The 24,549-nt window shown below is 69.6% G+C and carries 22 protein-coding genes and 1 riboswitch; of the genes, 13 read left to right on the plus strand and 9 right to left on the minus strand.

The window, feature by feature from the left end:
* Positions 1-109: 109 nt before the first annotated feature.
* Positions 110-1,003: a DMT family transporter gene (locus H0B54_RS16850; RefSeq protein WP_188261282.1), complete on the plus strand. Its 894-nt coding sequence runs from the start codon at positions 110-112 to the stop codon at positions 1,001-1,003.
* A gap of 4 nt (positions 1,004-1,007) precedes the next feature.
* Here H0B54_RS16850 and H0B54_RS16855 read toward each other — a convergent pair whose 3' ends face one another.
* Entirely contained in the window at positions 1,008-1,385 is a 378-nt protein-coding gene (locus tag H0B54_RS16855) for an STAS domain-containing protein (protein ID WP_188261283.1), read from the minus strand.
* Between the two features lie 161 nt (positions 1,386-1,546).
* Positions 1,547-1,644, plus strand: a riboswitch (TPP riboswitch).
* 69 nt (positions 1,645-1,713) lie between these two features.
* On the opposite strand from H0B54_RS16855, the gene H0B54_RS16860 reads away from it, so the two are divergent.
* The 6 genes from H0B54_RS16860 to H0B54_RS16885 all read left to right on the plus strand — a co-directional run bounded on the left by H0B54_RS16860 (position 1,714) and on the right by H0B54_RS16885 (position 9,459).
* Positions 1,714-2,868, plus strand: coding sequence for an ABC transporter substrate-binding protein (locus tag H0B54_RS16860; RefSeq protein WP_188261284.1), 1,155 nt, complete (start codon positions 1,714-1,716; stop codon positions 2,866-2,868).
* Positions 2,869-2,875: 7 nt separating this feature from the next.
* Positions 2,876-3,760 carry a branched-chain amino acid ABC transporter permease gene (locus tag H0B54_RS16865; protein ID WP_188261285.1) on the plus strand — a complete coding sequence of 295 codons (885 nt, stop codon included), beginning with the start codon at positions 2,876-2,878 and terminating at the stop codon, positions 3,758-3,760.
* The gene (locus tag H0B54_RS30265; RefSeq protein ID WP_343068962.1) at positions 3,753-5,492 is read left to right on the plus strand and encodes a branched-chain amino acid ABC transporter ATP-binding protein/permease; all 1,740 of its coding nucleotides are present in this window, start codon (positions 3,753-3,755) and stop codon (positions 5,490-5,492) included. The genes H0B54_RS16865 and H0B54_RS30265 overlap by 8 nt, the downstream gene beginning before the upstream one ends.
* Complete coding sequence (locus H0B54_RS16875; protein WP_188261286.1) at positions 5,489-6,199, plus strand: ABC transporter ATP-binding protein; 711 nt, start codon at positions 5,489-5,491, stop codon at positions 6,197-6,199. Before H0B54_RS30265 ends, H0B54_RS16875 begins: the two co-directional genes overlap by 4 nt.
* A 148-nt stretch (positions 6,200-6,347) precedes the next feature.
* Positions 6,348-7,559, plus strand: coding sequence for a hypothetical protein (locus H0B54_RS16880; protein WP_188261287.1), 1,212 nt, complete (start codon positions 6,348-6,350; stop codon positions 7,557-7,559).
* A gap of 70 nt (positions 7,560-7,629) precedes the next feature.
* Entirely contained in the window at positions 7,630-9,459 is a 1,830-nt protein-coding gene (locus H0B54_RS16885) for a chloride channel protein (protein WP_246472571.1), read from the plus strand.
* A gap of 82 nt (positions 9,460-9,541) precedes the next feature.
* Here the strand turns inward: H0B54_RS16885 and ppk2 are convergent, their stop codons facing one another.
* The gene (ppk2, locus tag H0B54_RS16890; protein ID WP_211109416.1) at positions 9,542-10,504 is read right to left on the minus strand and encodes a polyphosphate kinase 2; all 963 of its coding nucleotides are present in this window, start codon (positions 10,502-10,504) and stop codon (positions 9,542-9,544) included.
* A 115-nt stretch (positions 10,505-10,619) separates the two neighbouring features.
* Positions 10,620-11,447: a polyphosphate kinase 2 family protein gene (locus H0B54_RS16895; protein ID WP_188261289.1), complete on the minus strand. Its 828-nt coding sequence runs from the start codon at positions 11,445-11,447 to the stop codon at positions 10,620-10,622.
* Positions 11,448-11,691: 244 nt separating this feature from the next.
* Between H0B54_RS16895 and H0B54_RS16900 the strand changes: the two genes are divergently transcribed.
* Entirely contained in the window at positions 11,692-15,039 is a 3,348-nt protein-coding gene (locus H0B54_RS16900) for a maltotransferase domain-containing protein (RefSeq protein ID WP_188261290.1), read from the plus strand.
* Positions 15,040-15,276: 237 nt separating this feature from the next.
* Positions 15,277-15,573 carry a hypothetical protein gene (locus tag H0B54_RS16905; protein WP_211109417.1) on the plus strand — a complete coding sequence of 99 codons (297 nt, stop codon included), beginning with the start codon at positions 15,277-15,279 and terminating at the stop codon, positions 15,571-15,573.
* Positions 15,574-15,578: 5 nt separating this feature from the next.
* Here the strand turns inward: H0B54_RS16905 and H0B54_RS16910 are convergent, their stop codons facing one another.
* A complete protein-coding gene (locus tag H0B54_RS16910) occupies positions 15,579-16,373 on the minus strand; it encodes an EAL domain-containing protein (RefSeq protein ID WP_188261292.1) in 795 nt (264 codons plus the stop codon).
* A gap of 145 nt (positions 16,374-16,518) precedes the next feature.
* The gene (locus H0B54_RS16915) at positions 16,519-18,837 is read right to left on the minus strand and encodes a xanthine dehydrogenase family protein molybdopterin-binding subunit (RefSeq protein ID WP_188261293.1); all 2,319 of its coding nucleotides are present in this window, start codon (positions 18,835-18,837) and stop codon (positions 16,519-16,521) included.
* A 154-nt stretch (positions 18,838-18,991) separates the two neighbouring features.
* On the opposite strand from H0B54_RS16915, the gene H0B54_RS16920 reads away from it, so the two are divergent.
* The 3 genes from H0B54_RS16920 to H0B54_RS16930 all read left to right on the plus strand — a co-directional run bounded on the left by H0B54_RS16920 (position 18,992) and on the right by H0B54_RS16930 (position 21,193).
* The gene (locus H0B54_RS16920) at positions 18,992-19,690 is read left to right on the plus strand and encodes an SOS response-associated peptidase (protein WP_188261294.1); all 699 of its coding nucleotides are present in this window, start codon (positions 18,992-18,994) and stop codon (positions 19,688-19,690) included.
* A gap of 127 nt (positions 19,691-19,817) precedes the next feature.
* Positions 19,818-20,219 carry a thermonuclease family protein gene (locus H0B54_RS16925; protein ID WP_188261295.1) on the plus strand — a complete coding sequence of 134 codons (402 nt, stop codon included), beginning with the start codon at positions 19,818-19,820 and terminating at the stop codon, positions 20,217-20,219.
* 194 nt (positions 20,220-20,413) lie between these two features.
* Positions 20,414-21,193, plus strand: coding sequence for a PhyR family response regulator anti-anti-sigma factor (locus H0B54_RS16930; protein WP_188261296.1), 780 nt, complete (start codon positions 20,414-20,416; stop codon positions 21,191-21,193).
* A 90-nt stretch (positions 21,194-21,283) separates the two neighbouring features.
* Here H0B54_RS16930 and H0B54_RS16935 read toward each other — a convergent pair whose 3' ends face one another.
* From H0B54_RS16935 to H0B54_RS16950, 4 genes are all read right to left on the minus strand, one after another.
* On the minus strand, positions 21,284-21,541 hold the full coding sequence (locus tag H0B54_RS16935) for a GlsB/YeaQ/YmgE family stress response membrane protein (protein WP_014240033.1): 258 nt from the start codon (positions 21,539-21,541) through the stop codon (positions 21,284-21,286).
* A gap of 144 nt (positions 21,542-21,685) precedes the next feature.
* The gene (gene rpe / locus H0B54_RS16940; RefSeq protein ID WP_188261297.1) at positions 21,686-22,342 is read right to left on the minus strand and encodes a ribulose-phosphate 3-epimerase; all 657 of its coding nucleotides are present in this window, start codon (positions 22,340-22,342) and stop codon (positions 21,686-21,688) included.
* A gap of 125 nt (positions 22,343-22,467) precedes the next feature.
* Positions 22,468-22,932, minus strand: a complete 465-nt coding sequence (locus H0B54_RS16945) for a winged helix-turn-helix domain-containing protein (protein ID WP_425490047.1) — start codon at positions 22,930-22,932, stop codon at positions 22,468-22,470.
* A 93-nt stretch (positions 22,933-23,025) separates the two neighbouring features.
* Positions 23,026-24,039: a zinc-binding alcohol dehydrogenase family protein gene (locus H0B54_RS16950; RefSeq protein ID WP_188261298.1), complete on the minus strand. Its 1,014-nt coding sequence runs from the start codon at positions 24,037-24,039 to the stop codon at positions 23,026-23,028.
* A 117-nt stretch (positions 24,040-24,156) separates the two neighbouring features.
* Between H0B54_RS16950 and H0B54_RS16955 the strand changes: the two genes are divergently transcribed.
* On the plus strand, positions 24,157-24,543 hold the full coding sequence (locus tag H0B54_RS16955; protein ID WP_188261299.1) for a winged helix-turn-helix transcriptional regulator: 387 nt from the start codon (positions 24,157-24,159) through the stop codon (positions 24,541-24,543).
* Positions 24,544-24,549 lie beyond the last annotated feature (6 nt).

Here is a 24,549-nt window from a genome sequence, read left to right on the forward strand (position 1 = left end):
TCGATTCACGAAGCGCGAAACGCCGGTGTCCCGCCGAACGCCGCCGCGCGGGCCAGACCTGCGGTTGCGGCATTGGGCAGTGTTATGGTTGCTCAGATACTGTGCAATCATGACCCAAGCCGCCGCTCTTCCCGCCGCTGCCAGCGATGACACACGCCGCGCCATCGGCTGCTTCCTGCTGGCCATCTTCCTGTTCGCGGGCATGGACACGCTCATCAAATATCTGAGCGGCGGCTATCCGGTGGCGCAGCTCATGTTCGCGCGGTCGGTGGTGGCGCTGGTGCTGGTCGGCGGCATTTCGGTGGCGCGCGGCGGCTGGGGCGGGATGCGCACGCGGCGGCCCTTCGCCCACGTCTTCCGCTCGCTGGCCGGGCTGCTGTCGATGGGCTGCTTCTTCTACGCTTTCCGGCATCTGCCGCTGGCCGAGGTCTATGTGCTGAGCTTCGCCGGGCCGCTGTTCATCACGGCGCTGTCCATGCCGCTGCTCGGCGAGTCGGTGGGCTGGCGGCGCTGGGCGGCGGTGCTGGTCGGGTTCGGCGGCGTGGTGGTGATGGCCCGCCCGGAGGCCGACGCACCGCTCCTGCCGATTTTCGTCGGCGTGGCCGCGGCCTTCTTCTACGCGCTGGCGATGATCGCGGTGCGCGGCCTGTCGCGGACGGAGAGCAACACGGCCATCGTCGTCTATCTGCTTCTGACCACCACGGTGGTGAGCGGCGTGGCGGCGATCCCCGACTGGGTGCAGCCGGGCGGGTTCGACCTCGGGCTGATGCTTCTGGTCGGCACTCTGGGCGGGGCGGCGCAGGTGCTGATGACCCAGGCCTTCCGCCTGGGCCGCGCCGCGGTGGTGGCGCCCTTCGAGTACACGGGGATGATCTGGGCGACCCTGCTCGGCTTCCTAGTCTTCGGCGACGTGCCGACCCCCACCGTGCTGGCCGGGGCGGGGATCATCATCGCCAGCGGGCTCTACATCCTCTATCGGGAAACGCTGCGCCGCGGCGGCTGACGAGTCAGGCGGCGGCGGGAAGCGCCAATGCGCGGTCGATGAGGCGCGGGGAGTCCGTCAGGGCGATGATCCGGCTGCGTTCCAGCACGCGCCGGATTCGCGGCGGGTGATTCTCGAAGGCGATGGCGCCGTCGTGGTCGAGCACCGCGTTGCGGAGCGCCAGCAGAATGCCGATGCCGCAGGAATCGAGGAACTCCACCCGTCCCAGATCGACGCACAGGATCAAGGCCTGCGCGTCCACGACGCGGCGGAGCAGGGGCGTCAGGCCGGGCAGGGCCGCGTGGTCGACCCGCCCCGACAGGACGGCGCGCAGCCCGCATCGGCCCTGCGCCGTGGCGAAGGGGTGCAAGGTGACGGTGCTGTGCGACGGGGTGGGCCGCATGCTTCGTGACGACTTTCCGGTTGGGGCGACGGTCCGGCCCGGGCCGGCGGCGGCGGAAGGAACCACGGGAAGCGCGACTCTCCGGTGTCTGTTGCGTTGCGAAATTGTGAAAAGGTGCCGGGCCGCCGCTTGACAGCCGCGCGACGGACTCACACTGTGCACACGAACGGCTGGGGTGCCTGCCGCAAGGCGGGCTGAGACCACACCCATCGAACCTGATCTGGGTCATGCCAGCGAAGGGAGCCAAGCGTTCGAGGCTGTGCCGCCGCTACACCCCTGGCCTCCTCGTCCTCGCGCGGTTCTTCGCCGGGCAGGAGGAGACACATCCATGCGGCGCTTCCTTTCCATCCTCTCGGCAACGGTCTTTTCGGCGGCCTTTTCGGCGTCGCTCCTCCCGGGCGCGGCGCGGGCGGGCGAGGCCTCGGTCCCCGTGCTGGTGCCGCTGACCGGCTTCCTGTCGCTGGAGGGCACGAGCCAGCGCAACGGCGCGGTCCTGGCGCTGAAGGACGCGCCCGCGGGTGTCGCGGTGCGGTCGGAGGTGATCGACACCGGCACCTCGCCGGAGGCCGCCGTTACGGCGCTGGAGCGCGCGGCGGGCGGCAAGGTCACGGCGGTGGCGGCCAGCATGCTGGGCACGCAGATGCTGGCGATGCTGCCGCTGGCCCAGGATTACGGCATTCCGCTGGTCACCGTGTCCGGCACGGCGAGCATCACCGAGCAGGGCAACCCCTGGGTCTTCCGCTTCTTCCCCGGCGACGCCGTGACCAAGGAGGCCCACGCCCGCTACGTGGCGGAGGAGTTGGGCAAGAAGCGCCCGGCGGTGATTTACCAGACGACCGCCTACGGGCAGAGCGGCAAGGCCCATCTGGAGCAGGCCTTCAAAAAGTTGGGCGTCGAGCCGGTGTTCGAGGAGGGAGTGGACCCCGCCGCCAAGGATCTGTTGCCCGTCCTGACCAAGGCGCTGGCGGCCAAGCCCGACGTGCTGGTGCTGCATCTGCATTCCGGCCCGACCGCCCTGTTCATCCGGCAGGCGGCGGCCAATGGGGTGGCGGTGCCCATCGTCGCCGGCTCCGCCATGCACCAGCCGAGCACGGCGGCGCTTCTGGAACCGGCCGAGCTGAAGGGCGTCTGCGCCGAGACGGCGGCCTCGCCGATTTCCGGCGGCAGCCCGGAGGTCGAGGCCTTCACCGCGGCCTACCGCGCCGCCTTCAACGCGGAGCCGGACGCCTTCGCGCTGGGCCAGTATGACGGCATCCGCATGGTGCTGGCGGCGGTGCAGGCCGGCGCGGGGACCGCCGAGGCGGTGCGCAAGGCCCTGTCCGCGGGGACCCACCAGGGGCTTGCCATGACCTACCGCTCGGACGGCAAGGGCAACATGGCGCATTCCGCCGTGATCGTCTGCTACGACGGCGCCTCGCGCGTGCCGGCGATCGCCAAGCGCTACGACAACGTGACCGGCGTGGTGACCGGCATGGCGAAGTGAGCGGGCCTTGATCACCCTGCAGCTTCTCGTCAACGGCCTCGCCCTGGGCGCCGCCTACGCGCTGGTCGCGCTGGGCTTCGTGCTGGTGCTGAACGCCACCGCGGCGGTGAATTTCGCGCAGGGCGATCTCGTGATGGCCGGCGGGCTGCTCGGCGTGGCGCTGGCGCCCCATCTGCCGGCTTACCTGCCGTTGCCCGGGCTGCTCCTGCTGCCGGTGGTGCTGGTGCTGATGGCCGGGCTGGGGCTTGTGCTGGCGGCGGCGGCCTATCTGCCGCTGCGCCGCCGCCCGCCGGTGGCGGTCTTCATCAGCACCATCGCGGCGGGGATCATCCTGCAGAACGGCGCCTCCGTCCTGTTCGGGCCGGAGCCGCGGGCGGCACCGCCGCTGCTGAGCGGGGGAACGCTCGACCTCGGCGGGCTGGTGGTGGCGGAGCAGTCGCTGGCCATCATCGCCGTCGCCGCTCTGCTGATCGCCGGGCAGCAATGGCTGTTCGGGCGGACCCAGCTCGGCCGCCGCCTGCGCGCCACGGCCCAGGACCCGGAGATGGCGCGGGCCTGCGGCGTGCGGGTGACGGCGATGATTCTGATCACCTTCGCGCTGGGCACCGCCTTTGCCGGGGCGGCGGGGCTGCTGCTCGCCAACCGCTACTTCGTCACCCCCACGGCGGGCGGCGACCTGATCCTCAAGGCCTACATCGCCGTGACCATCGGCGGCTGGGGCTCCGTCCCCGGGGCGGTCGCCGGCGCGCTGCTGATCGCGCTGTTCGAGGTGGGGGTGTCGTCGGTGCTGTCCTATCCGGTGGCGCTGGGGCTGCTCTACGCGACGCTGCTGGTCATTCTGGTCGCCCGCCCGCAGGGGCTGTTCGGGGAGGCGGCGCGGCGCCGTGCGTAACGGTGTGCGCAAGTTGTGGGCGCTGGCCCCCACCCTGACCCTCCCCCGCTTCGCAGGGGAGGGGATTGGGGTCGCGGTGCTGGTGGCGTACGCGCTGCTGTACGCGTCGCCGTACGGGCTGCGCGTGCTGACCGTGGCGGGGGTGTACGCGTTGGCCGCCATCGGCTTCCAAATCGTCTTCGGGCTGGGTGGGGCGCTGTCGCTGGCCCATGGCGCTTTCTTCGGAATCGGGGCCTACGCGACGGGCATCCTGGGCAGCCAGTGGGGTCTTGGCTTCGCCGCGACCTTTCCGGTCTCGCTGCTGGTGCCGCTGCTGCTGGCCCTGCTGGTCGGTCTGCCGGTGCTTAGGCTGGAATCCCATTACTTCGCGCTGGCGACGCTGGGCATCGCGCAGGTCGTCCATCTGCTGGCGGTCAACAGCCCCGGCCTGACCGGCGGCGCCAACGGATTGCCGGGCGTGCCGGGCATTGTCCTGTTCGGCTGGGCGGTGCCGCGCGGCCTGCCGCTGGCGGCGGCGGTCTGGGGCTTCGTGGCGCTGGGCGGGCTGGTGGCCTGGAGGCTGGCGCGCGGGCACTGGGGACGGGCGCTGACGCTGGTGCGCGACGACCCGTTGGCTGCGGGCACGCTGGGTCTGGACGTCGGTGGGCTGCGGCTGGCCGCTTTCGCGCTGAGCGCCGTTTATGCCGGTGCGGCGGGGGCGCTGGCCGTGCACACCCAGCGCGTCGTCTCGCCGGAGGTGCTGGAGTTCCCCGTGATGGTCTCCGTCCTCACCATCGCCGTGGTCGGCGGGCGGGGGCGGGTGGCCGGGGCGATCCTGGGGGCGGTGCTGCTGCTCCACCTGCCGGAGTGGTTCCGCTTCCTGGAACGCAGCTACCTGATCGTCTACGGCGTGGCCCTGCTCGCCACCATCGTGCTGGCGCCGCACGGGTTGACCGGCCTGCTCGACCGGCTGTTCCCGTCCCGCCCGGCACCGTTGCCCGAGCCCGCCGCCCCGCCGGAAACGGCCATTCCGACGGGGCCGCTGCTGCGGGTGGAGGGGCTGACCAAGGGCTTCGGCGGGGTGCGGGCGGTGGATGGGGTGTCGCTGACGCTGGAGGCCGCGACCATCACCGGTCTGATCGGCCCCAACGGTTCCGGAAAGACGACGCTGGTCAACCTGATCTCCGGACTGGAGACGCCGGACGGCGGGCGGGTGATGATGGGCAATTCGGATATGGCGGGACAGCGGCCCGACCGCATCGCCCGCGCCGGGATCGCCCGCACGTTCCAGGCGGTCAGCCTGCCGGAGGGCGCCAACGTCTTGGCCGCCGTGGCCGCGGCGCGGCTGGAGCGCGACGGCTCGATCGCCCTGGCCGAGGCGCACGCCCTGTGGGCGCTGGAGCGGCTGGGCGCTGCGGACCTCGCCGCCAAGCCCTGCGCCGGTCTGCCCGCGGCGCTGCGCCGCCGGGTGGAACTGGCCCGCGCGCTGGCCCGCCAGCCCGCCGTTCTGCTGCTCGACGAGCCGGCGGCGGGGCTGACCGACGGGGAGAAGGCGGAACTGGCCGGTCACCTGCGCGCCATCGCCGCCACGGGCACCGCGCTGCTGGTGGTGGAGCACGACATGGGCTTCCTGCTGCCGCTCGCCGGCCATGTGCTGTGCCTGGACCAGGGGCGCCCGCTCTACGAAGGCCCACCGGAGGGGGTGCGCAGCGATCCCGCCGTGGTCGCCGCCTATCTGGGGGAGGGGGTATGACGGGGGCTCCCCTGTTGCAGGTCGAGGGGCTGACCGCGGGCTATGGCGGGGCGGTTGCCGTGGACCGCCTGTCGCTGTCCGTGGCGGCGGGCGAGGCGGTGGCCCTGCTGGGCGCCAACGGGGCGGGCAAGTCGACGCTGCTCAAGGCCATCCTCGGCCTCGTCCCGGCGATGGGTGGGCGTATCCGGCTGGCGGGCGAGGAGATCGGCGCCCTTGCCCCGGAGCGGCGGGTTCGCCTTGGCCTGGGCTATGTGCCGGAGGGGCGGCGCGTCTTCCCCGGCATGAGCGTGCGCGACAACCTGGAGGTGGCGAGCTGGCTGGGTCGGGCCGAGCGCGTCCGCGACCTGGAGCGCGTCTTCGCCCTGTTCCCGGCGCTGGAGGGCAAAGCGGAGGAGCGGGCGTGGCGCCTGTCCGGCGGGCAACAGCAAATGCTTGCGGTGGGCCGCGCGCTGATGGGCCGCCCGCGGGTCCTGCTGCTCGACGAACCGTCGCTCGGCCTGTCGCCCAAGCTGGCGGGGGAGGTCTTCGCCGCCGTCCGCGCCATCGCCGCGACTGGAACCGCGGTGCTGGTCGCCGAGCAGAGCGCGGCCCGCGCCCTGTCGGCCGCTGGTCGCGTCGTCCTGCTGCGGCTCGGCAAGTCGATCCATGACGGGCCGGTGGAGACGCTTCCCGGCGACGCGCTGCGGGACGCCTTTCTGGGCGGCTGATCCGCGGTCGCAGGGCGGCGCCGGACGCAATTCGGCATTGCGGCAACAGGCCGGGATCTTTGTCGTGACTTTCTCGTCTTGCGCTTGCCGATCCCAAACGGCGGGGATAGCTTCCGGCGTCGCCCTGCCCGTAAGGATTACCTCTGCCATGTTGGACAAAGCCGTCGCTGCTGCACTCTCCTCCCTTCTTCTGCTGGGCGCCGCTGCCGCCCACGCCGATGGGGCGCAGGTGGCGGAGCTGGTCCCCGTCAACCCGCCAACCATGTATTACCCGGCGCCGTCCTCCGGCCCGGCGCCGGCGCCGGCGCCCCGCACCGTCGCTCCGTCGGCACCGTCGGCGCCAGCCGCCGCCGATCCGACCGAGAAGACCGGACCGGCCGAGCTTGAGGATGGCTGGGAAGGCGGCCCGTCGCGCGACCGGGACGGCAAGTTCGCCTATTGCGCCATCGAGGGCCGCTTCGACACCGGCCATGTCCTGATGATCGCGCGCAACATCAAGGGCGAGGTCAACCTCGGCATGGGCATTCCCGGCGCCGAACTTCCGGGCAGCGAGCAGTGGAAGGTCAAAGTCGTGGTGGACGGCAAGCTGACGCGCGAACGCCGTGCGCTGGCGCCCAAGCCGGACATGCTGGTCATCCCCAACGGCAAGGACGAGGAGCTTTACACCGCCCTGATGAACGGCAAGGAGGTGGTCTTCGCCTCCGACGCCGACCGCATGGCCTTCGCGTTGAAGGGCACCAAGAAAGTGCTCACCGACCTGAAGACCTGCGTGGACAAGGCCGGCGCCGTTCCGCCCATCGACACCCGCACCAAGAAGGCCGCGACCCGTCCCGACGAGCTGCCGGAAGGGCTGGCCGACCTGCTGAAGGCGGCCGGCGTGCGCGACGTCAAGCGCGTGTCGCTGGAAAACGTGCCGAAGGGCGAGCGCCCCGCCGACATGGCCTGGCGCATCGGCCCGATCGTCGGCGGCATCCGCGAGCGGATGGTCGAGGAGGGGGCCAAGCTGGAGGATCTGTCCGCCGGCTACGTCGACGCAATGAAGAAGCGCTGCGAGGGCGGCACGCCGACCGCGTCGCTGAGCGCCGTCGAGGATCTTCCCGGCCTGATGCTGCGCACCGGCTCAGTCGATTGCGCGCTGAAGGAAGGCAAGATGCACGTCTCGCTGACCTTCTTCCTGGCGCCCAGCCGCCTGTTCACGATCCTGTTCCATGAGGCGCAGGAGGCCGACATCGGGCTGGCCGACAAGGTGCGCGACAATCTGGCGGAGGTTCTGCGCCGACTCGCCGTCAACCCGCCGTCCGCTCAGCCGTCCGCTCAGCCGTCCTCCTCCCCGGCGTCGGCGCAGACGGGCAAGCCCTAAGGGGGTAGGTCCGCGCCCTGCGGTTGACGGCGCGGAGGCAGGGTACACATTGTCCGGCATGCCGGATGACATGACGGGAATCCGGGGCGCCGCGGGGGACGCGGCCGGCGCCCTGACCAGAGCACGCAACCCCGGCCGGCGGTTCCTCAGGGTGCTGACACGGCGGAGCCTGCGCGACAGCGTCCTGGGCGTGCTGATGCTCGCCGGGGCCATCGGCGCCGGGGTCGGGCTGGCCGTGGCCATGCTGCACGAGGCCGTGGTCTGGACGCAGAGGTTCGTCTTCTCGGTGTCCCACGGGCAGGATCTGGGCGAGGCCGCGTTGGGCGACCCCTGGCGGACCCTGCTCGTTCCGGCCATCGGTGGCCTGCTGCTCGGCGTGATGGTGAAGCTGGTGCGGCGCTGGCGATCCAACGACATCGTCGACCCCGTCGAGGCGAACGCGCTCTACGGGGGCAAGATGTCCCTGATCGACAGCCTGCGCCTGACCTTGGCGACCCTGCTGTCCAACGGCTCCGGCGCGTCGGTGGGGATGGAGGCGGCCTACACCCAGGCGGGGGCGGGCATCGCCTCGACGCTCGGCCAGAAGCTCCATCTGCGGCGGGCGGACCTGCGCACGCTGGTCGGCTGCGGGGCGGCGGCGGCCATCTCCGCCGCTTACGGCGCGCCGCTGGCCGGCGCCTTCTACGCCTTCGAACTGGTTATGGGCGGCTACACCATCGCCACGCTGGCCCCGATCGGGGCGGCGTCGGTCGCCGCGGTGGCGGTGGCCCACTGGCTGACCGACCCGTCCCCGGCCCTGTTCTTCGGCCGCCCGGTGGCGGTGGAGGGCTGGGACTATGTGGCCTGCGGAGTCCTTGGCTTTCTGGCCGGCTGGCTCAGCATTCTCGCCATGCAGGCGGTGACGGTGGCCGAGCGCGGATTCCGCGCGCTGCCCATCCCCGTCTGGGGCCGCCCCGCGCTGGGCGGACTCGCTTTGGGCGCGCTGGCGCTGGCGGTTCCGCAGGTGCTGGGGGCCGGCCCCGGCGCCGACCCGTCGCAACTGGCCCGCGGGCTGGAGGCCATGGCGGTCCTGCTCGTCGCCAAGATCGTCGCGTCCGCCCTCTCGCTCGGTTCGGGCTTCCGCGGCGGGCTGTTCAGCGCCTCGCTGCTTCTCGGCGGGCTGTTCGGCGGGCTGGCCTATGGGTTGGTCGAGCTGCTGGTGCCGGGGCTGGGGCTCGACCGGATGCTGCTGGTGCTGGCCGGCATGGGGGCGGTGGCCGCCGGCATCATCGGCGCGCCGGTCACCATGGTGCTTCTGGTGCTGGAGTCGACGCAGGATTTCTGGGCGGCGTCCGGCGTGCTGATCGGCGTGGTGGTGTCGACCACCGTGGTCCGGCAGGCCTTCGGCTACTCCTTCGCGACGTGGCGCTTCCACCTGCGCGGCGTGCCGATCCGCGGCGCCTACGATGTCGGCTGGGTGTCGGAGCTGACGGCGATGCGGCTGATGCGCGGCGACGTGAAGACGATCCTGACCACCCAGACCCTGGACACGCTGCGCCGCCTGCACCCGCTGGGCGCCGCCAAGACCGTCTTCGCGGTGGAACCGGACGGGTCCTACGCCGGCATCATCGACATGGGCACGGTGCACGACCCGTCACTCGGCGAGGAGGACGCCAAGACGCCCGTCGGCGAACTGGCCAAGCACGCCGACGCCTTCCTGCGGCCCGGCGACGACGTGCGCAGCGTGCTCCAGCGCTTCTGCAGCGCGGAGGTTGAGGCGCTGCCGGTCCTGGCCTCGCCCACCGACCGGAGGATCGTCGGCTACGTCACCGAGGCCTACGCCCTGCGCCGCTACAGCCAGGAGCTGGAGCGGCAGCGCGGCGAGGAGTTGGGGGAACGCAGCCTCTACGGGCGGGACTGACCGCCGTCCCTTAGGGACATCACGTTCGAAGTCCCCTCTCCCCGGAGGGGAGAGGGTTAAAAGGGCTAAATGCGAAAGCCTTTTAATACACCTCCGGTACCCAGTTCTGCTTCGACTTCTTCGGGCGCTTGTAGCCGTCGTCGCTCTGCCGTGGCGGCAGGTCCAGCTCGACCGGGGCGATGTCCTGGTAAGGGATCTGCTGCAGCAGATGGTGGATGCAGTTCAGCCGCGCCTTCTTCTTGTCGTCGGCGTCGACGATGTACCAGGGCGTCAGCTTCTTGTCGGTGTGCTCCAGCATGGCGTCCTTGGCCTTGGAATACTCGACCCAGTGCTTGCGCGATTCGAGGTCCATCGGGCTGAGCTTCCAGCGCTTGATCGGGTTGCGCATCCGCTCGGTGAAGCGCTTCTCCTGCTCCTCGTCGCTGACCGAGAACCAGTATTTGATCAGGATGATGCCGGACTGGACCAGCATCTCCTCGAACAGCGGGCAGGCGCGCAGGAACTCCTGATACTCCGCGTCGGTGCAGAAGCCCATGACACGCTCGACGCCGGCGCGGTTGTACCAGCTCCGGTCGAACAGGACGATCTCACCCTTGGCGGGAAGCTGCGCCACGTAGCGCTGGAAGTACCATTGCCCGCGCTCCTTCTCGGTCGGCGTGCCAAGCGCCACGATCCGGCAGACGCGGGGGTTGAGGCTTTCGGTGATGCGCTTGATGACGCCGCCCTTGCCGGCGGCATCGCGGCCTTCGAACAAAACGCAGACCTTCAGGCCGTTGACCCGCACCCATTCCTGCAGCTTGATCAGCTCGAACTGCAGCCGGGCCAGTTCGTCGATGTACTTGACCTTCTTGCCGCCCTTTGCCGGCTTGCCGCCGCCCAGGTCGCGCCAGTGGGATTCGATGGCCGCGACCTCCTTGGCGTCGCGCAGCACCTCGCCGCCGGTGGCCGGCACACCGAGACCGAGGTCCTTCAGCTTCAGCGCCTTGCGCTTCTTCCGCGGCTTGTCCTCCGCCACGGCCCCGGCACCCGTCTTGACCTCGTCCATCGAACGCACCCTGCTTATTGTTTTCCCCACCAACCAACGCTAGGAGATGCCGGCGCGTCAGGCAACCGCCCGTGCAGGCACCGCGACGAAGTGACCGGGGGCCAGGGGGCTGCCGTCAGTCCTTCGCGTTCGTGTCGAAGGTCAGATGGACGCCCAGCACCTCCGCGGCGATCCGGGCGACGGTCAGGTCGATGGGGGGTGGGGCGACGTTGACGCCCCGGCTCAGCGCCTCCGTGACGATCTCCATCACCTTCAGGCGGGCGTGCCATTTGGAGTTGGCGGGAACCGCCTGCCAGGGCGCCGTCTCGGTCGAGGTCTTGTCGAACATCGCCTCGATGGCCTTGCTGTAGTCGTCCCAGCGGGCGCGGTTGCGCAAATCCTCCTCGGTCAGCTTCCAGCGCTTGTAGGGGTTGCTCAGCCGCTCGCGGAAGCGGTTGAGCTGCTCGTCCGGCGTGATGTGCATGAAGATCTTGATGATGCGGACCCCGTCGTCGGTCAGCATCTTCTCGAACTGGTTGATCTCGTCGTAGGCGCGCTTCCACTGCTCCTTGTCGGCGAAGCCCTCCACCCGCTCCACCAGCACGCGGCCGTACCAGGAGCGGTCGAAGATGGCGAAGGTGCCGGGGGCGGGCAGCTTGGTCCAGAAGCGGTAGAGGTAGTGCTTGCCCTGCTCGTCCGCCGCCGGGGCGCCGATCGGCCAGACGTGGAAGCCGCGGGGGTCGAGCGGTTCGGTCAGGCGGCGGATGCAGCCGCCCTTGCCGGCGGCGTCCCAGCCCTCGAACACCAGGATGGCGCGGCGCTTCTCGTGCCAATAGGTCTGCTGGATGTGCAGCAGGTCCTTCTGGAGCTTGGCGAGGCGGCGTTCGTAGTCGTCCTTGCTGCCGATGCCATCCGCCGTCATATCGAGCTTGTCGAGACGGATCTTGCCGTTTCCGTTGCCCATGCACGCACCTTTCGAAATGTCTGGCCCAAGTGTTCTGGCCCAAGTTTCAGGTTTCGGAACCTTCGCGCTTCGCTGGGGTTGAGCGCGTGCGCCCCGCAGGGCGCGCGTTGCAACCTCGCGATGGTCCTTCCGGTGATGGTCCTTCGGCCGGTGACGGTCTTCTGGACGATCCACGGGAGGCGCCACGCTTGTCAACCAGCGGCGACCGGCTGGCGTGCCGCTGCCGACCAGGAGGATGTCCCCGATGGCCACCGCCGGACCGCGAATCTACAACCTGTTTCCCACGCTCGTCGGCCCGATGCGCGACTGGGCCGGGCATCTGCCCCGGATCCAGGGCATGGGCTTCGACTGGCTGTTCCTGAACCCGATCCATTACCCGGGCTTCTCCGGCAGCCTCTACGCCGTGAAGGACTATTACCGGCTGCACGACCGCATCCAGGGCGGCGCGCCGGAGCATCCCGACGAACTGCTGCGCGGCTTCATCGCCGAGGCGGCACGGCACGGCCAGTCGGTCATGCTCGACCTCGTCATCAACCACACCGCCAAGGACGCGATCCTGGTGGGCGAGCATCCGGACTGGTACCGGCGCGACGCCAACGGCGACCTCTACAGCCCGCGCGCCGTCGACCCGGTGGACCCGTCGCGGGTGACCATCTGGGGCGATCTCGCCATGCTCGACTACGAGCGGGCGGAGGTCCGGGCGGGGCTGACCGACTATTGGACGCGGTACCTGCGCCATTACATCGGGCTGGGGGTGAAGGGCTTCCGCTGCGACGCCGCCTACCAGATCCCGGCGGACGTGTGGAAGACGCTGATCGACCGCTCCCGCGAAGCCGATCCGGAGGTGAAATTCTTCGCCGAGACGCTGGGCTGCACGGTGGAGCAGGTGCGCGACCTCTGCGGGGCGGGCTTCGACTTCCTGTTCAACAGCGCCAAATGGTGGGACTTCAAGTCCGACTGGCTGCTCGACCAGTATGACGAGTTCCGCTGGATCGCCCCCTCCATCGCCTTCCCGGAGAGCCACGACACCGACCGCTTGGCGGCGGAGGTTGGCAGCCAGGACACCGAGCGGCTGGCCGCCCAGTTGAAGATGCACTACCTGTTCGCCGCTTCCTTCTCGACCGGCGTGATGATGCCGATTGGGTTCGAATACGGCTTCACCCGCAAGCTGGACGTGGTCACCACGACGCCGGACGACTGGGAGCAGCCGAAGCTGGACCTGACCGGCTTCATCGGGGCGGTCAACGCCATGAAGGCGGACAGCCCGGCGCTGAACGTCGAAGGCCCGCAACGCCGCGTGACCGCGCCGCACAACCCGGTGATCGGGCTGATCCGCGAGACCAGCGGCTGGGCCAACGGGAGCGGGGAGGGCTGCTCCGTCCTGCTCATCAACCCGGATGAGAACCAGCCGCACGCCATCGACCCCGGCCCGCTGCTGGCCAGCACCGGCGGCGGCTTCGCCGATTTTGAGGACGTGACCCCGGAGGCGGCGCCGCTGCCCTTCGAGCCGGGCCACGACCTGCGCCTGCGCCCGCTGGAGATGCGCGTCTTCCGCGCCCGCCCGGCGCAGAGCCGCCCCATCGAGCTGAACCATCTGGGCGAGCGCGGGGCGGAGCACGACGCCGGCACCCGCGCCTGGATGGACGAGTTGGCTGCCCGCCGAGTCACCATCGAGAACGTCTATCCGGAGCTGGATGGCGGGCGCTTCCCGGTCAAGCGGGTGGTCGGCGACGTGATGGAGGTGTGGGCGGACATCTACACCGACGGCACCTTCGTCCTGGGCGCCGCCGTCACCTACCGCCCGGTCGACGAGGAGGACTGGCGCGAGGTGCCCATGACCTTCTTCGACAATGACCGCTGGGTGGGCAAGCTGCCGCTGACCCGCAACACGCGCTACCAGTACAGCATCCTGGCGTGGCGCGACGTGTGGGAGAGCTGGCGCGCCGACTTCAAGAAGAAGAACGACGCCGGGCTGGACGTCGGGCTGGAGCTGATCGAGGGCCGCCGCTTCGTCGAGCACGCGGTCGGGCTGAACGAGGGAGAGGGCCGCGCCGCGCTGGAGCGGGTGGTCGAGCGGATGAACAGCCTCCAGGGGGCGGAGCTGACCGCCTACGCCCTGTCCGACGAGCCGCGGCAGGCCATGGCGAAGTATGGCGAGCGGCAGTATCTGTCCCGCTACGGCTGCGACCTGGAGGTCTATGTGGACCGCACCGCGGCCCGCTACTCCGCGTGGTTCGAGATCTTCCCGCGCTCGGCCTCGCCGGACCCGTCGCGGCCCGGCACCTTCGACGACGTGTCGAACATGCTGCCCTTCATCCGGGGCATGGGCTTCGACGTGCTGTATTTCCCGCCGATCCACCCGATCGGGCGCAGCTTCCGCAAAGGGCGCAACAACACGCTGAACCCCGGCCCGAACGATCCCGGCGTGCCCTACGCCATCGGTGCCTCGGAGGGCGGGCACGCCGACATCGATCCGATGATCGGCGATTTCGAGGGCTTCCGCCGGCTGGTCAAGGAGGCGCGGCGGCACGGGATCGAGATCGCGCTGGACTTCGCCGTCCAGTGCTCCCCAGACCATCCCTGGATCAAGTCGCACCCGCAGTGGTTCTACTGGCGTCCCGACGGCACGATCCGCTACGCCGAGAACCCGCCGAAGAAGTACCAGGACATCGTCAACGTCAGCTTCTACCGCGAATCCTACCCGGACCTGTGGTACGCGCTGCGCGATGTGGTGCTGTTCTGGTGCGACGAGGGGGTGCGCATCTTCCGCGTCGACAACCCGCACACCAAGCCCTTCCCCTTCTGGGAATGGATGATCCGCGAGGTGCAAGACCGCTTCCCCGACGCGCTGTTCCTCGCCGAGGCCTTCACCCGGCCCAAGCTGATGCGGCGGCTGGCGAAGATCGGCTTCACCCAGTCCTACAGCTACTTCACGTGGCGCAACACCAAGGCGGAGCTGACCGAATATCTGACGGAGCTGACCCAGGGCGAGTCCAAGGACTACATGCAGCCCAACTTCTTCGCCAACACGCCGGACATCCTGCCGCCGATCCTGGTCCATGGCGGGCGGCCCGCCCACATGATGCGCGCCGTGCTGGGCGGGACCTTGTCGAGCGTCTACGGCCTCTACACCCCGTACTTCGTCTGCGAGGCCGACCCCTATCCGGGCAAGGAGGAGTACAACCACTCCGAAAAATACGAGATCCGGCACTGGGACTGGAACAAGCCCGGCAACATCGTCGACTACGTCACGCGGCTGAACAAGATCCGCGCGGAGAACCCGGCGCTCCACAAGTTCACGAATCTGAAGTTCTACAACGCCTACGACGACAACATCCTGCTCTACGGCAAGATGACGGAGAGCAAGGACAACGTCATCCTGATCGCGGTGAACCTCGACCCGCACAACGGCCACGGCGGCACGATCGAGGTTCCGCTGTGGGAGCTGGGGCTCGACGATGGCGCCCATGTGCAGGTGGAGGACCTGTTCACCGGCCAGCGCTTCACCTGGATCGGCAAGTTCCAGCATGTCTGGCTGGACCCGCAGCAGAACCCGGCGGCGATCTGGCGCATCCGTCCTCCGGGGCGGTGAGGGAAGGGGGGCGCCTCGGGCCCCCATCCAACCCTCCCCCCGTAGAGCCCCCCTCCCAACCTCCCCCCGCTGACGCAGGGGGAGGAGTTAAGCCCTCCCCTGCGAAGCGGGGGAGGGTTGGGTGGGGGCCCGTCTCGACCACTTCCCACACCACCACACCACCGAAACTCTGGCATTCCCGCCCAACCCAAGCTAGAACCCGGCCGGTCCGTGACGGTTCTTCCTTGCGGGGGACGGGTGCAGTACCGACTCGATGACGAGGCGTCCCTGTGTTCGATCGACATCCTGGCTCAGGCGGTCGAGCGCATCTGCGTCAAAGGCGTGCTGGAACTGCGCATGCTGCGCAACGCGCTCCGCGAGGCGGCCACCAGCCCCACTCCCGACGCGGTGAAGTTCGCCTTCGCCATGTTCTCGCGGGTCGACGGTGACTACCGCCGGCTGATCGCGCACGAGGCATTGATCCTCGCGTCCGAGCAGAGAGGGCGTTACGCCGCCCCCCGGCCGCGGGCGGTGCGCCGCCCGCGGATGTTGTAGATCGCTCAGGCCAGCGCCGGCTCGAAACCCACGGCGGGCGCCACCAGCCTTTCCACCGCCGGACGGGCGAACAGATAGCCCTGCATCAGCGTGATCCCGAGATCACGCAGCGCCTTGGCTTCACCGGGCGTTTCGATTCCCTCCGCCACCGGGGTGATCCCCAGATCGCGGCACACGGTGAGGATCGCGCCGACGATGCTGCGGCGGGCGCGGTCGGTGTCGATCGAGCGGGTCAGTTCCATGTCCAGCTTGATGATGTCCGGCTGGAACTCGGCGAGCAGGTTCAGGCCGGAATAGCCCGACCCGAAATCGTCGATGGCGGTGTGGAAGCCCTGGCGCTTGTATTCGGTGAATATCGACTTCAGATGGGCTCCGTCGACCACCCGTTCGTTCTCCGTCACCTCGAAGATGATGCGCTCCGGCGGGAAGCCGGTGCGCTTGGCGGCGGCCAGCGTGGCGCGGATGCAGGCTTCGGGTTGGTAGACGGCGTTGGGCAGGAAATTGATCGACAGCCGCGCGTCGCCCTGCTGTCCCAAGCCGAGGCCGGCGGCCAACTCGATGGCCTTGACCCGGCAGGCCTGGTCGAAGGCGTAGCGGTTGGCCTCGGTCACCTGGCTCAGCACCCAGCCGGCCCCCTGGCCGTCGAGACCGCGCACCAGCGCCTCGTGCGCCCAGGGCCGCCCGCCGCCGGCCCCATCGCCGACATTGACGATCGGCTGGAAGGCCATGGTGAAGTCGAACCCCAAACCCTCGGTGCACTGCCCGCCGCACCCGCCGCCCCTGATCCGCTCCGCCGTCATGCCCATTTCTTTCGTGGGGTGTTTCTGGTTCTATCTCTTTATAGTGCGTATATTGTCTCAAATTTATTCAATGCAAGGTGTGACATCGGATCTGGAAATAGGGCCTATGACGTCTCTACTCCGTTCTTCGTTGCTCTGATCTTCGTTATTCCGCGGCGGCTTTGTTGCACGCCTGGATTGCCGTCCACACGGACAGCGGAGTCGCCGGCATGTCGATGTGCTCGATTCCATAGTCCGACAGCGCGTCCACCAGGGCGTTGATGACCGCGGGCGGTGCCCCGATGGCCCCGGCCTCGCCGGCGCCCTTCATGCCGAGCGCGTTGGTGGTGCTGGGCACGCAGTTCAGCTTGATGCGGATGTCCGGCACGTCCACCGCGCGCGGCAACTGGTAGTCCATGAAGGAGCCGCTGAGCAGCTGGCCGCTGTCCGGGTCGAAGACCACCCGCTCCTGAAGCGCCTGTCCGATGCCCTGGGCGACGCCGCCATGGACCTGACCCATGACCAGCAGCGGGTTCACCACCGTGCCGAAATCGTCCACGACGGTGTAGCCGACGACCTCGACCACCCCGGTGTCGGGATCGACCTCGACCTCCGCCACGTGGCAGCCGTTGGGGAAGGTGTTGGCCGGCGGCGTCCAGCGGGCGACCTCGGTGAAGGCGATGGGGCCTTGCGCGGCCGCTTTGGCCGCTACCTCCTTGAAGGAGACGCTGCGGTCGGTGCCGACGACGCTGAAGCGGCCCTCGCGGAACTCAACGTCCACCGAGGCGGTCTCCAGCAGGTCGGCGGCGACCTCGGTCGCCTTGGTCACCACGCGCGCCGCGCCCTCGGCCAGCGCCGCCCCGCCCACCGGGACGGAGCGGGAGCCGCCGGTGCCGGCGCCCCAGGTCACGCGGTCGGTGTCGCCCTGGATCACCTCGACATCCTCCGGCGGGACGCCCAGCCGGTCGGCGATGATCTGCTTGTAGGCGGTCTCGTGACCCTGGCCGTTGGTCTGGGTGCCGATCATCAGGACGATGCGCCCGTCGCCGTTGACCTGCACCGTCGCCTGTTCCGCGCCGCCGCCCGCGCAGGCCTCGATGTAGGTGGCGATCCCCGCCCCGCGCAGCTTCCCGCGCGCTTTTGCCGCCGCCTTGCGGGCGGGCAGGCCGGTGTAATCGGCCAACTCCAGCCCGTCGCGTAGGTTCTGCTCAAACTCGCCGGTGTCGTAGGTCTGGCCCATCGGCGTGGCGTAGGGCATGGCGGTGGGCGGGATGAAGTTGCGTCGCCGGATCTCCGCCGGGCCGAGGCCGGTCAAGCGCCCGGCATGGTCGATCAGCCGCTCCAGCAGATAGGCCGCCTCCGGCCGGCCGGCACCGCGGTAGGCGTCGACCGGCTGGGTGTTGGTGAAGACGCCCTTGACCCGTACATAGACCGCGGGCGTGGTGTAGGAGCCGACGAGCATCGCCGACCCCGCGTCGGTCGGGATGAAGGGGCCGTAGTTCGACAGGTAGGCCCCCAGGTTGGCGACCGTGTCCACCCGCAGCCCGAGGAAGCGCCCGTCGCCGTCCAGCGCCAGCCGGGCGCGGCTGACATGGTCGCGCCCGTGGTCATCGCTGAGGAAGCCCTCGGTCCGCTCCGCCGCCCATTTCACGGGCCGGTCCAGGCGGCGCGCGGCGAACAGGCAGGCCATATATTCCGGGTAGTTGAACAGCTTCATGCCGAAGCCGCCGCCAACGTCGGTGGTGACGACGCGGAATTTCGATTCCGGCAGGCCGAAGAGTTGGGCGAACTGCTTGCGCAGCCCGTGCACGCCCTGGCTGGTGACGTAAATGACCAGCCGCCCGGTCTCCGGCTCCACCGCGGCGAGGCAGGCGCGGCCCTCCATCGGGTTGGCGACGACGCGGTTGTTGACGATCTCCAACTCCACCACACGGGCGGCCTTGGCAATCGCCGACTCCACCGCCTCCTCCTCGCCCTGCTCCCAGTCGAAGCAGAGGTTGCCCGGCGCCTCGTCCCACACCTGCGGGCGGCCCGCCTCCAGAGCCTCCGCCGTCCCGGTGATGGCGGGCCGGTCGTCGTAATCGACCATCACCAGTTCCGCCGCGTCGCGGGCGGCGTCCAGTGTTTCGGCCACCACCACGGCGACCGGATCGCCGACATGGCGCACCCGTCCCTTGGCCAGCGCCGGGCGGGGCGGGGCGATGTAGGGGGAGCCGTCGCGCTGGGTCAGCGCCGCGGCGCAGGGAATCGGCTGGACGCCCTCGGCCTCCAGGTCGGCGATGGTGAAGACGCCCAGCACCCCCGGCTGCGCCGCCGCCTCCGCCGTGTCGATGCCGCGGATGTCGGCGTGGGCGTGGGGGGAGCGCACGAAGACCGCGAATGCCTGGCCGGGAAGCGACACGTCGTCGGTGTAGCGCCCGCCGCCGGTCAGCAGGCGCGCGTCTTCGGTGCGGGGAACCGGCTGGCCGATGCCGAACTTCATCATGGGGCGGGGTCTTTCCTGTTGCGCGGGCCTGTCGCGTGGAGAAGCACCCGGAGAAGATAGGCGGAGCCTTGGCCGGCGAAAACCCTCGGTTGGGCATAAGCCGGCGGTGGCGTGGGGGCGCCGGGCCACCTATTCTTAGGCCATGTGCGGACGCATGATACTCGCCACGCCGGCCGCGGAGGTTCAGCGCCTGTTCGGCTTCCCCGAACTGCCGAACCTCCAGCCCCGCTGGAACGTGGCTCCCACCCAGCCGGTGCCCGCCGTGCGGCGGGAGGAGGATGGGCGCCATCTGGTGACCTTGCGCTGGGGACTCGTGCCCTTCTGGGCGGACGACCCGTCCATCGGGGCGCGGCTGATCAACGCGCGGGGGGAGACGCTGGCCGAGAAGCCGTCCTTCCGGGAGGCGTTCCGCAAGCGGCGCTGCCTCGTCCCCGTGGACGGATTCTACGAGTGGAAGGCCGAGGGCAAGCGCAAGCAGGGCTACGCCATCCGCCGACGCGACCGCGCGCCCTTCGCCTTCGCCGGTCTGTGGGAACGCTGGAATGGCTCGAAGGGTGTCCCGGCCCCCGCGGCCCCCCTGGAGACGCTGACCATCGTCACCACGACGGCGAACGCGGTGCTGAAGCCACTGCACGAGCGCATGCCGGTGATCCTGGACGAGACGGACTGGGACCTGTGGCTCGACCCCGCTGCCCCGCTGCCGGTGCTGGAAGGGCTGTTGAAGCCGGCGCCCGACGCGCTGCTGGAGGCCCATCCGGTGGGGCCGCGCGTCAACAACGTGCGCAACGACGACGAGGCGTGCGCGGCTCCCCTCGACGATGCACCGCCCGATGACGCGCCGACCTTGTTCTGAGTGGCTCGCCCCTTTGGTGGCAATTTTCTTATTGTGCTCAACCGCAGCGGCGTATGCCCAGGGAGGGACGACCAAAGGCAAGGTCGCCAACACCCCCAATGAAACGTTAAAAGGACAGGGCGTCGCCATGGAGGGCGATACGCTGTCCATCAAGGGCGCGCCGGTTCGCCTGATGGGGATCGACGCCCCCGACGTCGGGCAGAAATGCCGGAACCGTTACGGGCATGAGTTGGACTGCTTCCGCATCGCCACCGCGGTGCTGGCGGGCCTGATCAAGGACCAGGAGGTGACCTGCACCATCGCCGAACGCGACCGCAACGGCCAGCAATTGGGCGAATGCCGGGTGCTCGGCGTCGATCTGGGGGCGGCCATGGTGGCGCGCGGCTGGGCCTTCGCCTACCGCAGCCTGTCGCCGGCCTACGCCTCCAGCGAGGCCTTCGCGCAGAGCCGCCGTCTGGGCCTCTGGGCGGGGCAGGTGGAGAAGCCCTGGCAGTGGCGATCGCGGCAGCAGCGGGAGCAGGCGCGGTAGGCCCAGCGATGCGGTTCGGCCATGTGGCCTCTGCCAATGGAGGAAGGGGGACTCGGCCTTTTTTTTGGTTCGCCCTCCTTGGGGGGCGTGATAGTGTTTCAGAGTGTTAACAAGTTATTAATCAAGCCGACCGGCCAGCGCCCTTCGGTGCCGAAGGCCGGACGGACCCACCCACCGGCGCGGAAGAACGGGTCATGCGAGTCTACGCACGCCAGCTTTACGATCATCTCCCTTACCTGCGCCGCTACGCACGCGCGCTGACCGGAGCGACCGAGCGCGGTGACGATCTCGTGACGCGTTGCGTCGAGGTCGCCGTAATGGCCCCCTCCCGCTTCGGACTGGAAGCGGAGGCGCGGGTTCCGCTCTACGCTTTGCTGAATCTGCTGTTCGACGAGGACGGGGATGGGCGGCCGACCCCATCGCCGCACCCCATCGAACGGGCGCTGGCCTCCCTGCCGGAAGGCGAACGGCGCATGTATCTGCTGATCACGCTGGAGGGGCTGACGGTTCCCGAGGCCGCCCAGGTGCTTCAGATCCCCGCCCCGGAGGCCCAGGACCGGCTGACCGTCGCCCGCGACAAAGTGCGCAACGCCCTGACCCAGCGGGTGCTGGTGGTGGAGGACAACCCGATCCTGGCGATGGAGATCGGCTCGCTGGTCACCGACATGGGCCACGTCGTCTGCGGCACCGCCAACAACGAGCAGGAGGCCCTGGAACTGCTGGAGGCCGAGAAGCCGACGCTGGCCCTGCTGGACGTCCGGCTGGCCGACGGCGGCAGCGGGGTGGAGGTCGCCCGCCGGCTGCGCCAGAAACGCGCCATGCGGACCATTTTTGTCACGGCCTTCGACGGCGACCTGGAAGAGGCGGACGCCCGCCATCTCGGCCAGATCGTCCGCAAGCCCTTCACCAACGAGGCGATCCAGGCGGCGATCTCCCGCGCGGTCTTCATGCCGAGCCCGGTGGCCCTGGCGTAACTGCGGTTCGTAAATCGCGGCCTGTCTGGAAAGCGAAAGGGCGGCCCCGTCGGGCCGCCCTTTGCGTGTGAGATGCCTTGTGCCACCGTGTCAGACGGTGGTCCGGCGACCGGCGATCATGCGGTAGATGGCCAGGATGATGATGGCGCCGACGATGGCGCCGATGAAGCCGGCCCCTTCGCCCGCCCGGTACCAGCCGACCGCCTCGCCCAGATAGGTGGCGACGAAGGCACCCGCGATGCCGAGCAGCGTGGTGATGATGAAGCCGCCCGGATCACGGCCCGGCATCAGGAACTTTGCGACGATGCCGGCCAGAAAGCCGATGATGATCGTCCAGAGAATACCCATAACCTCTCTCCCTCCAGTATCGGTGTCCTCGATCCCACGCAGCCATAACGCCCAAAACGGCGTTTGGTTCTGCCCGAAGGAGGACCCCCTTGCGGATAAACCCACCTGGAGCATGGCCGGGAGGGAGAGGGTTAGGGGAGGAAATCAGCTCCGCAGGGCCCGGATGTTGGCGGCGTAGCGGTCCGGCCCGCCGGTGAAGGTGGCGGTTCCGGCGACCAGCACGTCGGCCCCCGCCTCGAGGGCGATGCGGGCGGTGTCGCCGTTGATCCCGCCGTCCACCTGGAGGTCGATGGGCTTGCCCAGCGCGTCGATGCGGCGGCGCAGCTCATGGATCTTGGGAAGCTGGCTGGAGATGAAGCTCTGCCCGCCGAAGCCGGGGTTGACGGTCATGACCAGAACCAGATCGAGGTCTTCCAGCAGATAGTCCACGGCCTCCAGCGGGGTCGCCGGGTTCAGCGACAGGCCGGCCTTCTTGCCCAGCGACTTGATGAGCTGGATGGTGCGGTGGACGTGCGCGCCGGCTTCCGGATGGACGGTGATGATGTCGGCGCCGGCCTCGGCGAAGGCGGCGATGTAGGGGTCCACCGGGGAGATCATCAGATGCACGTCGAAGGGTTTCGCCGTGTGCGGGCGCAGTGCCTTCACCACCGCCGGGCCGATGGTGATGTTCGGGACGAAATGGCCGTCCATCACGTCGATGTGGATGTAGTCGGCGCCCGCCGCATCGACGGCGCGCACTTCCTCGCCCAGCCGGGCGAAATCGGCGGAGAGGATGGACGGGGCGATCTTGACCGGGCGCATGGCGGAAATCCTTGGCGTGAACGGTGCAGGGAAGGGCGGTGGAAAATCCGCCTTCCCATACCACGGCTCCCCCGCCGCCCCAACCCCTCTCGCCGTCCGGCCCTCTCGTCGTTCCGGAAGAGCCGTCAGGCTGGCTTGCAGCCGGGCTTCAGCCCCGGGTCGCCGGAAAAGCTGCCGTCGTCCGCCGGGTCGCTTCCCGCGCCGTACCCGGCGTTGAGCATCCCCTCCAGCGCCTCCAGCCGGGGGGTGGCGGCGGCGAAGGCGTCGCGCTCCACCGCCCGGTAATGCTCGATCACCCGTTCGCCGAAAGCGGTCAGCGCGGTCCCGCCGCCATGCTTGCCGCCCACCGCGGCGGAAACCACCGGTTCGGCGAAGATGCGGTTGAGGTCGTCGACCAGCAGCCAAGCGCGGCGGTAGGACATGTCCAGCGTCCGCGCCGCAGCGGAGATGGAGCCGGTTTCCCGGATCCGCTCCAACAGCATGATCTTGCCCGGCCCGACGGAGCCGCCGGTGTCGAAGTCGATGCGGATGCGCAGGCGGGTCATGGCGCCCCCCAAGACGCGGCGGTCCTGCCGGACCGCGTTCGGCATCCGCCCCACTTCACCCCGGCCATCCCCGCTCCTCCGTTCCGCGCTTTTTCGGCGGGAGACTGACCGTCCCCCACCGAAAAGGCAAGGCGCGGATCAGAAGCCGGCCAGCACGATCTTGCCCTTGGCCCGCCCGCTTTCGAGCAGGGCGTGGGCGCGCGTCAAGTTGGCGGCGTTGATGGTGCCGAACGTCTCGGTCAGCGTCGTGCGGACCGTGCCGGCGTCGACGAGGCGCGACACTTCGCTGAGCAGGGCGTGCTGGGCCTCGATGTCGGCCGTGCCGAACACCGGCCGGGTGAACATGAACTCCCAGTGCAGCGACACGCTCTTGCGCTTCAGCACCATGACGTCCAGCCCCGCCGGATCGTCGATCAGAGCGACGCGGCCCTGCGGGGCGATGAGGGCGGCGATCTCCGGGAGATGGGCGCCGGTGTCGTTGGTCGAGAAGACGAAGGCCGGGGCGCCGATGCCCAAAGCCTCCACCTGAGCGGCCAGCGGCTTGCGGTGGTCGATGACGTGATGGGCGCCCAGGTCGCGGCACCAGGCCTGCGTCTCCTCGCGGGAGGCGGTGGCGATGACCGTCAGGTCGGTCAGTTGCCGGGCGAGCTGAATGGCGATGGAACCGACGCCGCCGGCCCCGCCGACGATCAGGATGGCGTTGGCCGCCCCCGACACCGGGCGCCGCACGTCCAGCCGGTCGAACATGGCTTCCCACGCGGTGATGCTGGTCAGCGGCAGAGCGGCGGCCTGGGCGAAGTCGAGGCTGGCCGGCTTCGGCCCGACGATGCGCTCGTCCACCAGATGGAACTCGGCGTTGGTGCCGTCACGGTCGATGGCCCCCGCGTAGAAGACGGCGTCGCCCGGCTTGAACAGCGTGGCCTGCGGACCAACGGCGACCACCGTGCCGGCGGCATCCCAGCCCAGCACCTTCATGGCGCCCGGCGCCGGCGGCATGTTGCGGCGGACCTTGGTGTCCACGGGGTTGACCGAGACGGCCTTGATCTCGACCAGCAGGTCGCGGCCCTGGGGCTCGGGGCGGGGACGCTCGACGTCGATCAGGGCGTCGGGAGCGTCGATGGGCAGGGATTGGGTGAAGGCGACGGCGCGCATGGCCTGAAGTCCTGTGCTTGTTGCGGCGTGTTGGGCTCTGCCGACAGACTTGCGCCTTGCAGCACCGGGGCGCAAGAATGCACATGAAACGCACATAGTGTCGAAAAGGATACCGTCATGGCCCGCATCCCCCACGCCAACCTGGACTGCTCGCCGGGCTGCCCGGTGGAGGGCGTCCTCGCCATCATCGGCGGGAAGTGGAAGGGGCTGATCCTCTACCACCTGCTGGACGGCACGCTGCGCTTCAACGAAATCCGCCGCCGCGTGCCGAACGTCACCCAGCGCATGCTGACCACCCAGCTCCGCGAGTTGGAGGCGGACGGGCTGCTGGTCCGCACCGTCTATGCGGAGGTGCCGCCGCGCGTCGAATACAGCCTGTCGCCGCGCGGGCGGAGCCTGGAGCCGATCATCCTGGCGCTGAAGGCCTGGGGGGAGGAGCATTTGCGCCCGGCTGCCCCAACAGCCGCCGCCCCGACAACCTCGGCGGCCGTCGCGGCGGCGTAGGGCAGG

It is taken from the genome of Azospirillum tabaci, assembly GCF_014596085.1.
In the GTDB taxonomy this organism is placed as follows: domain Bacteria; phylum Pseudomonadota; class Alphaproteobacteria; order Azospirillales; family Azospirillaceae; genus Azospirillum; species Azospirillum tabaci.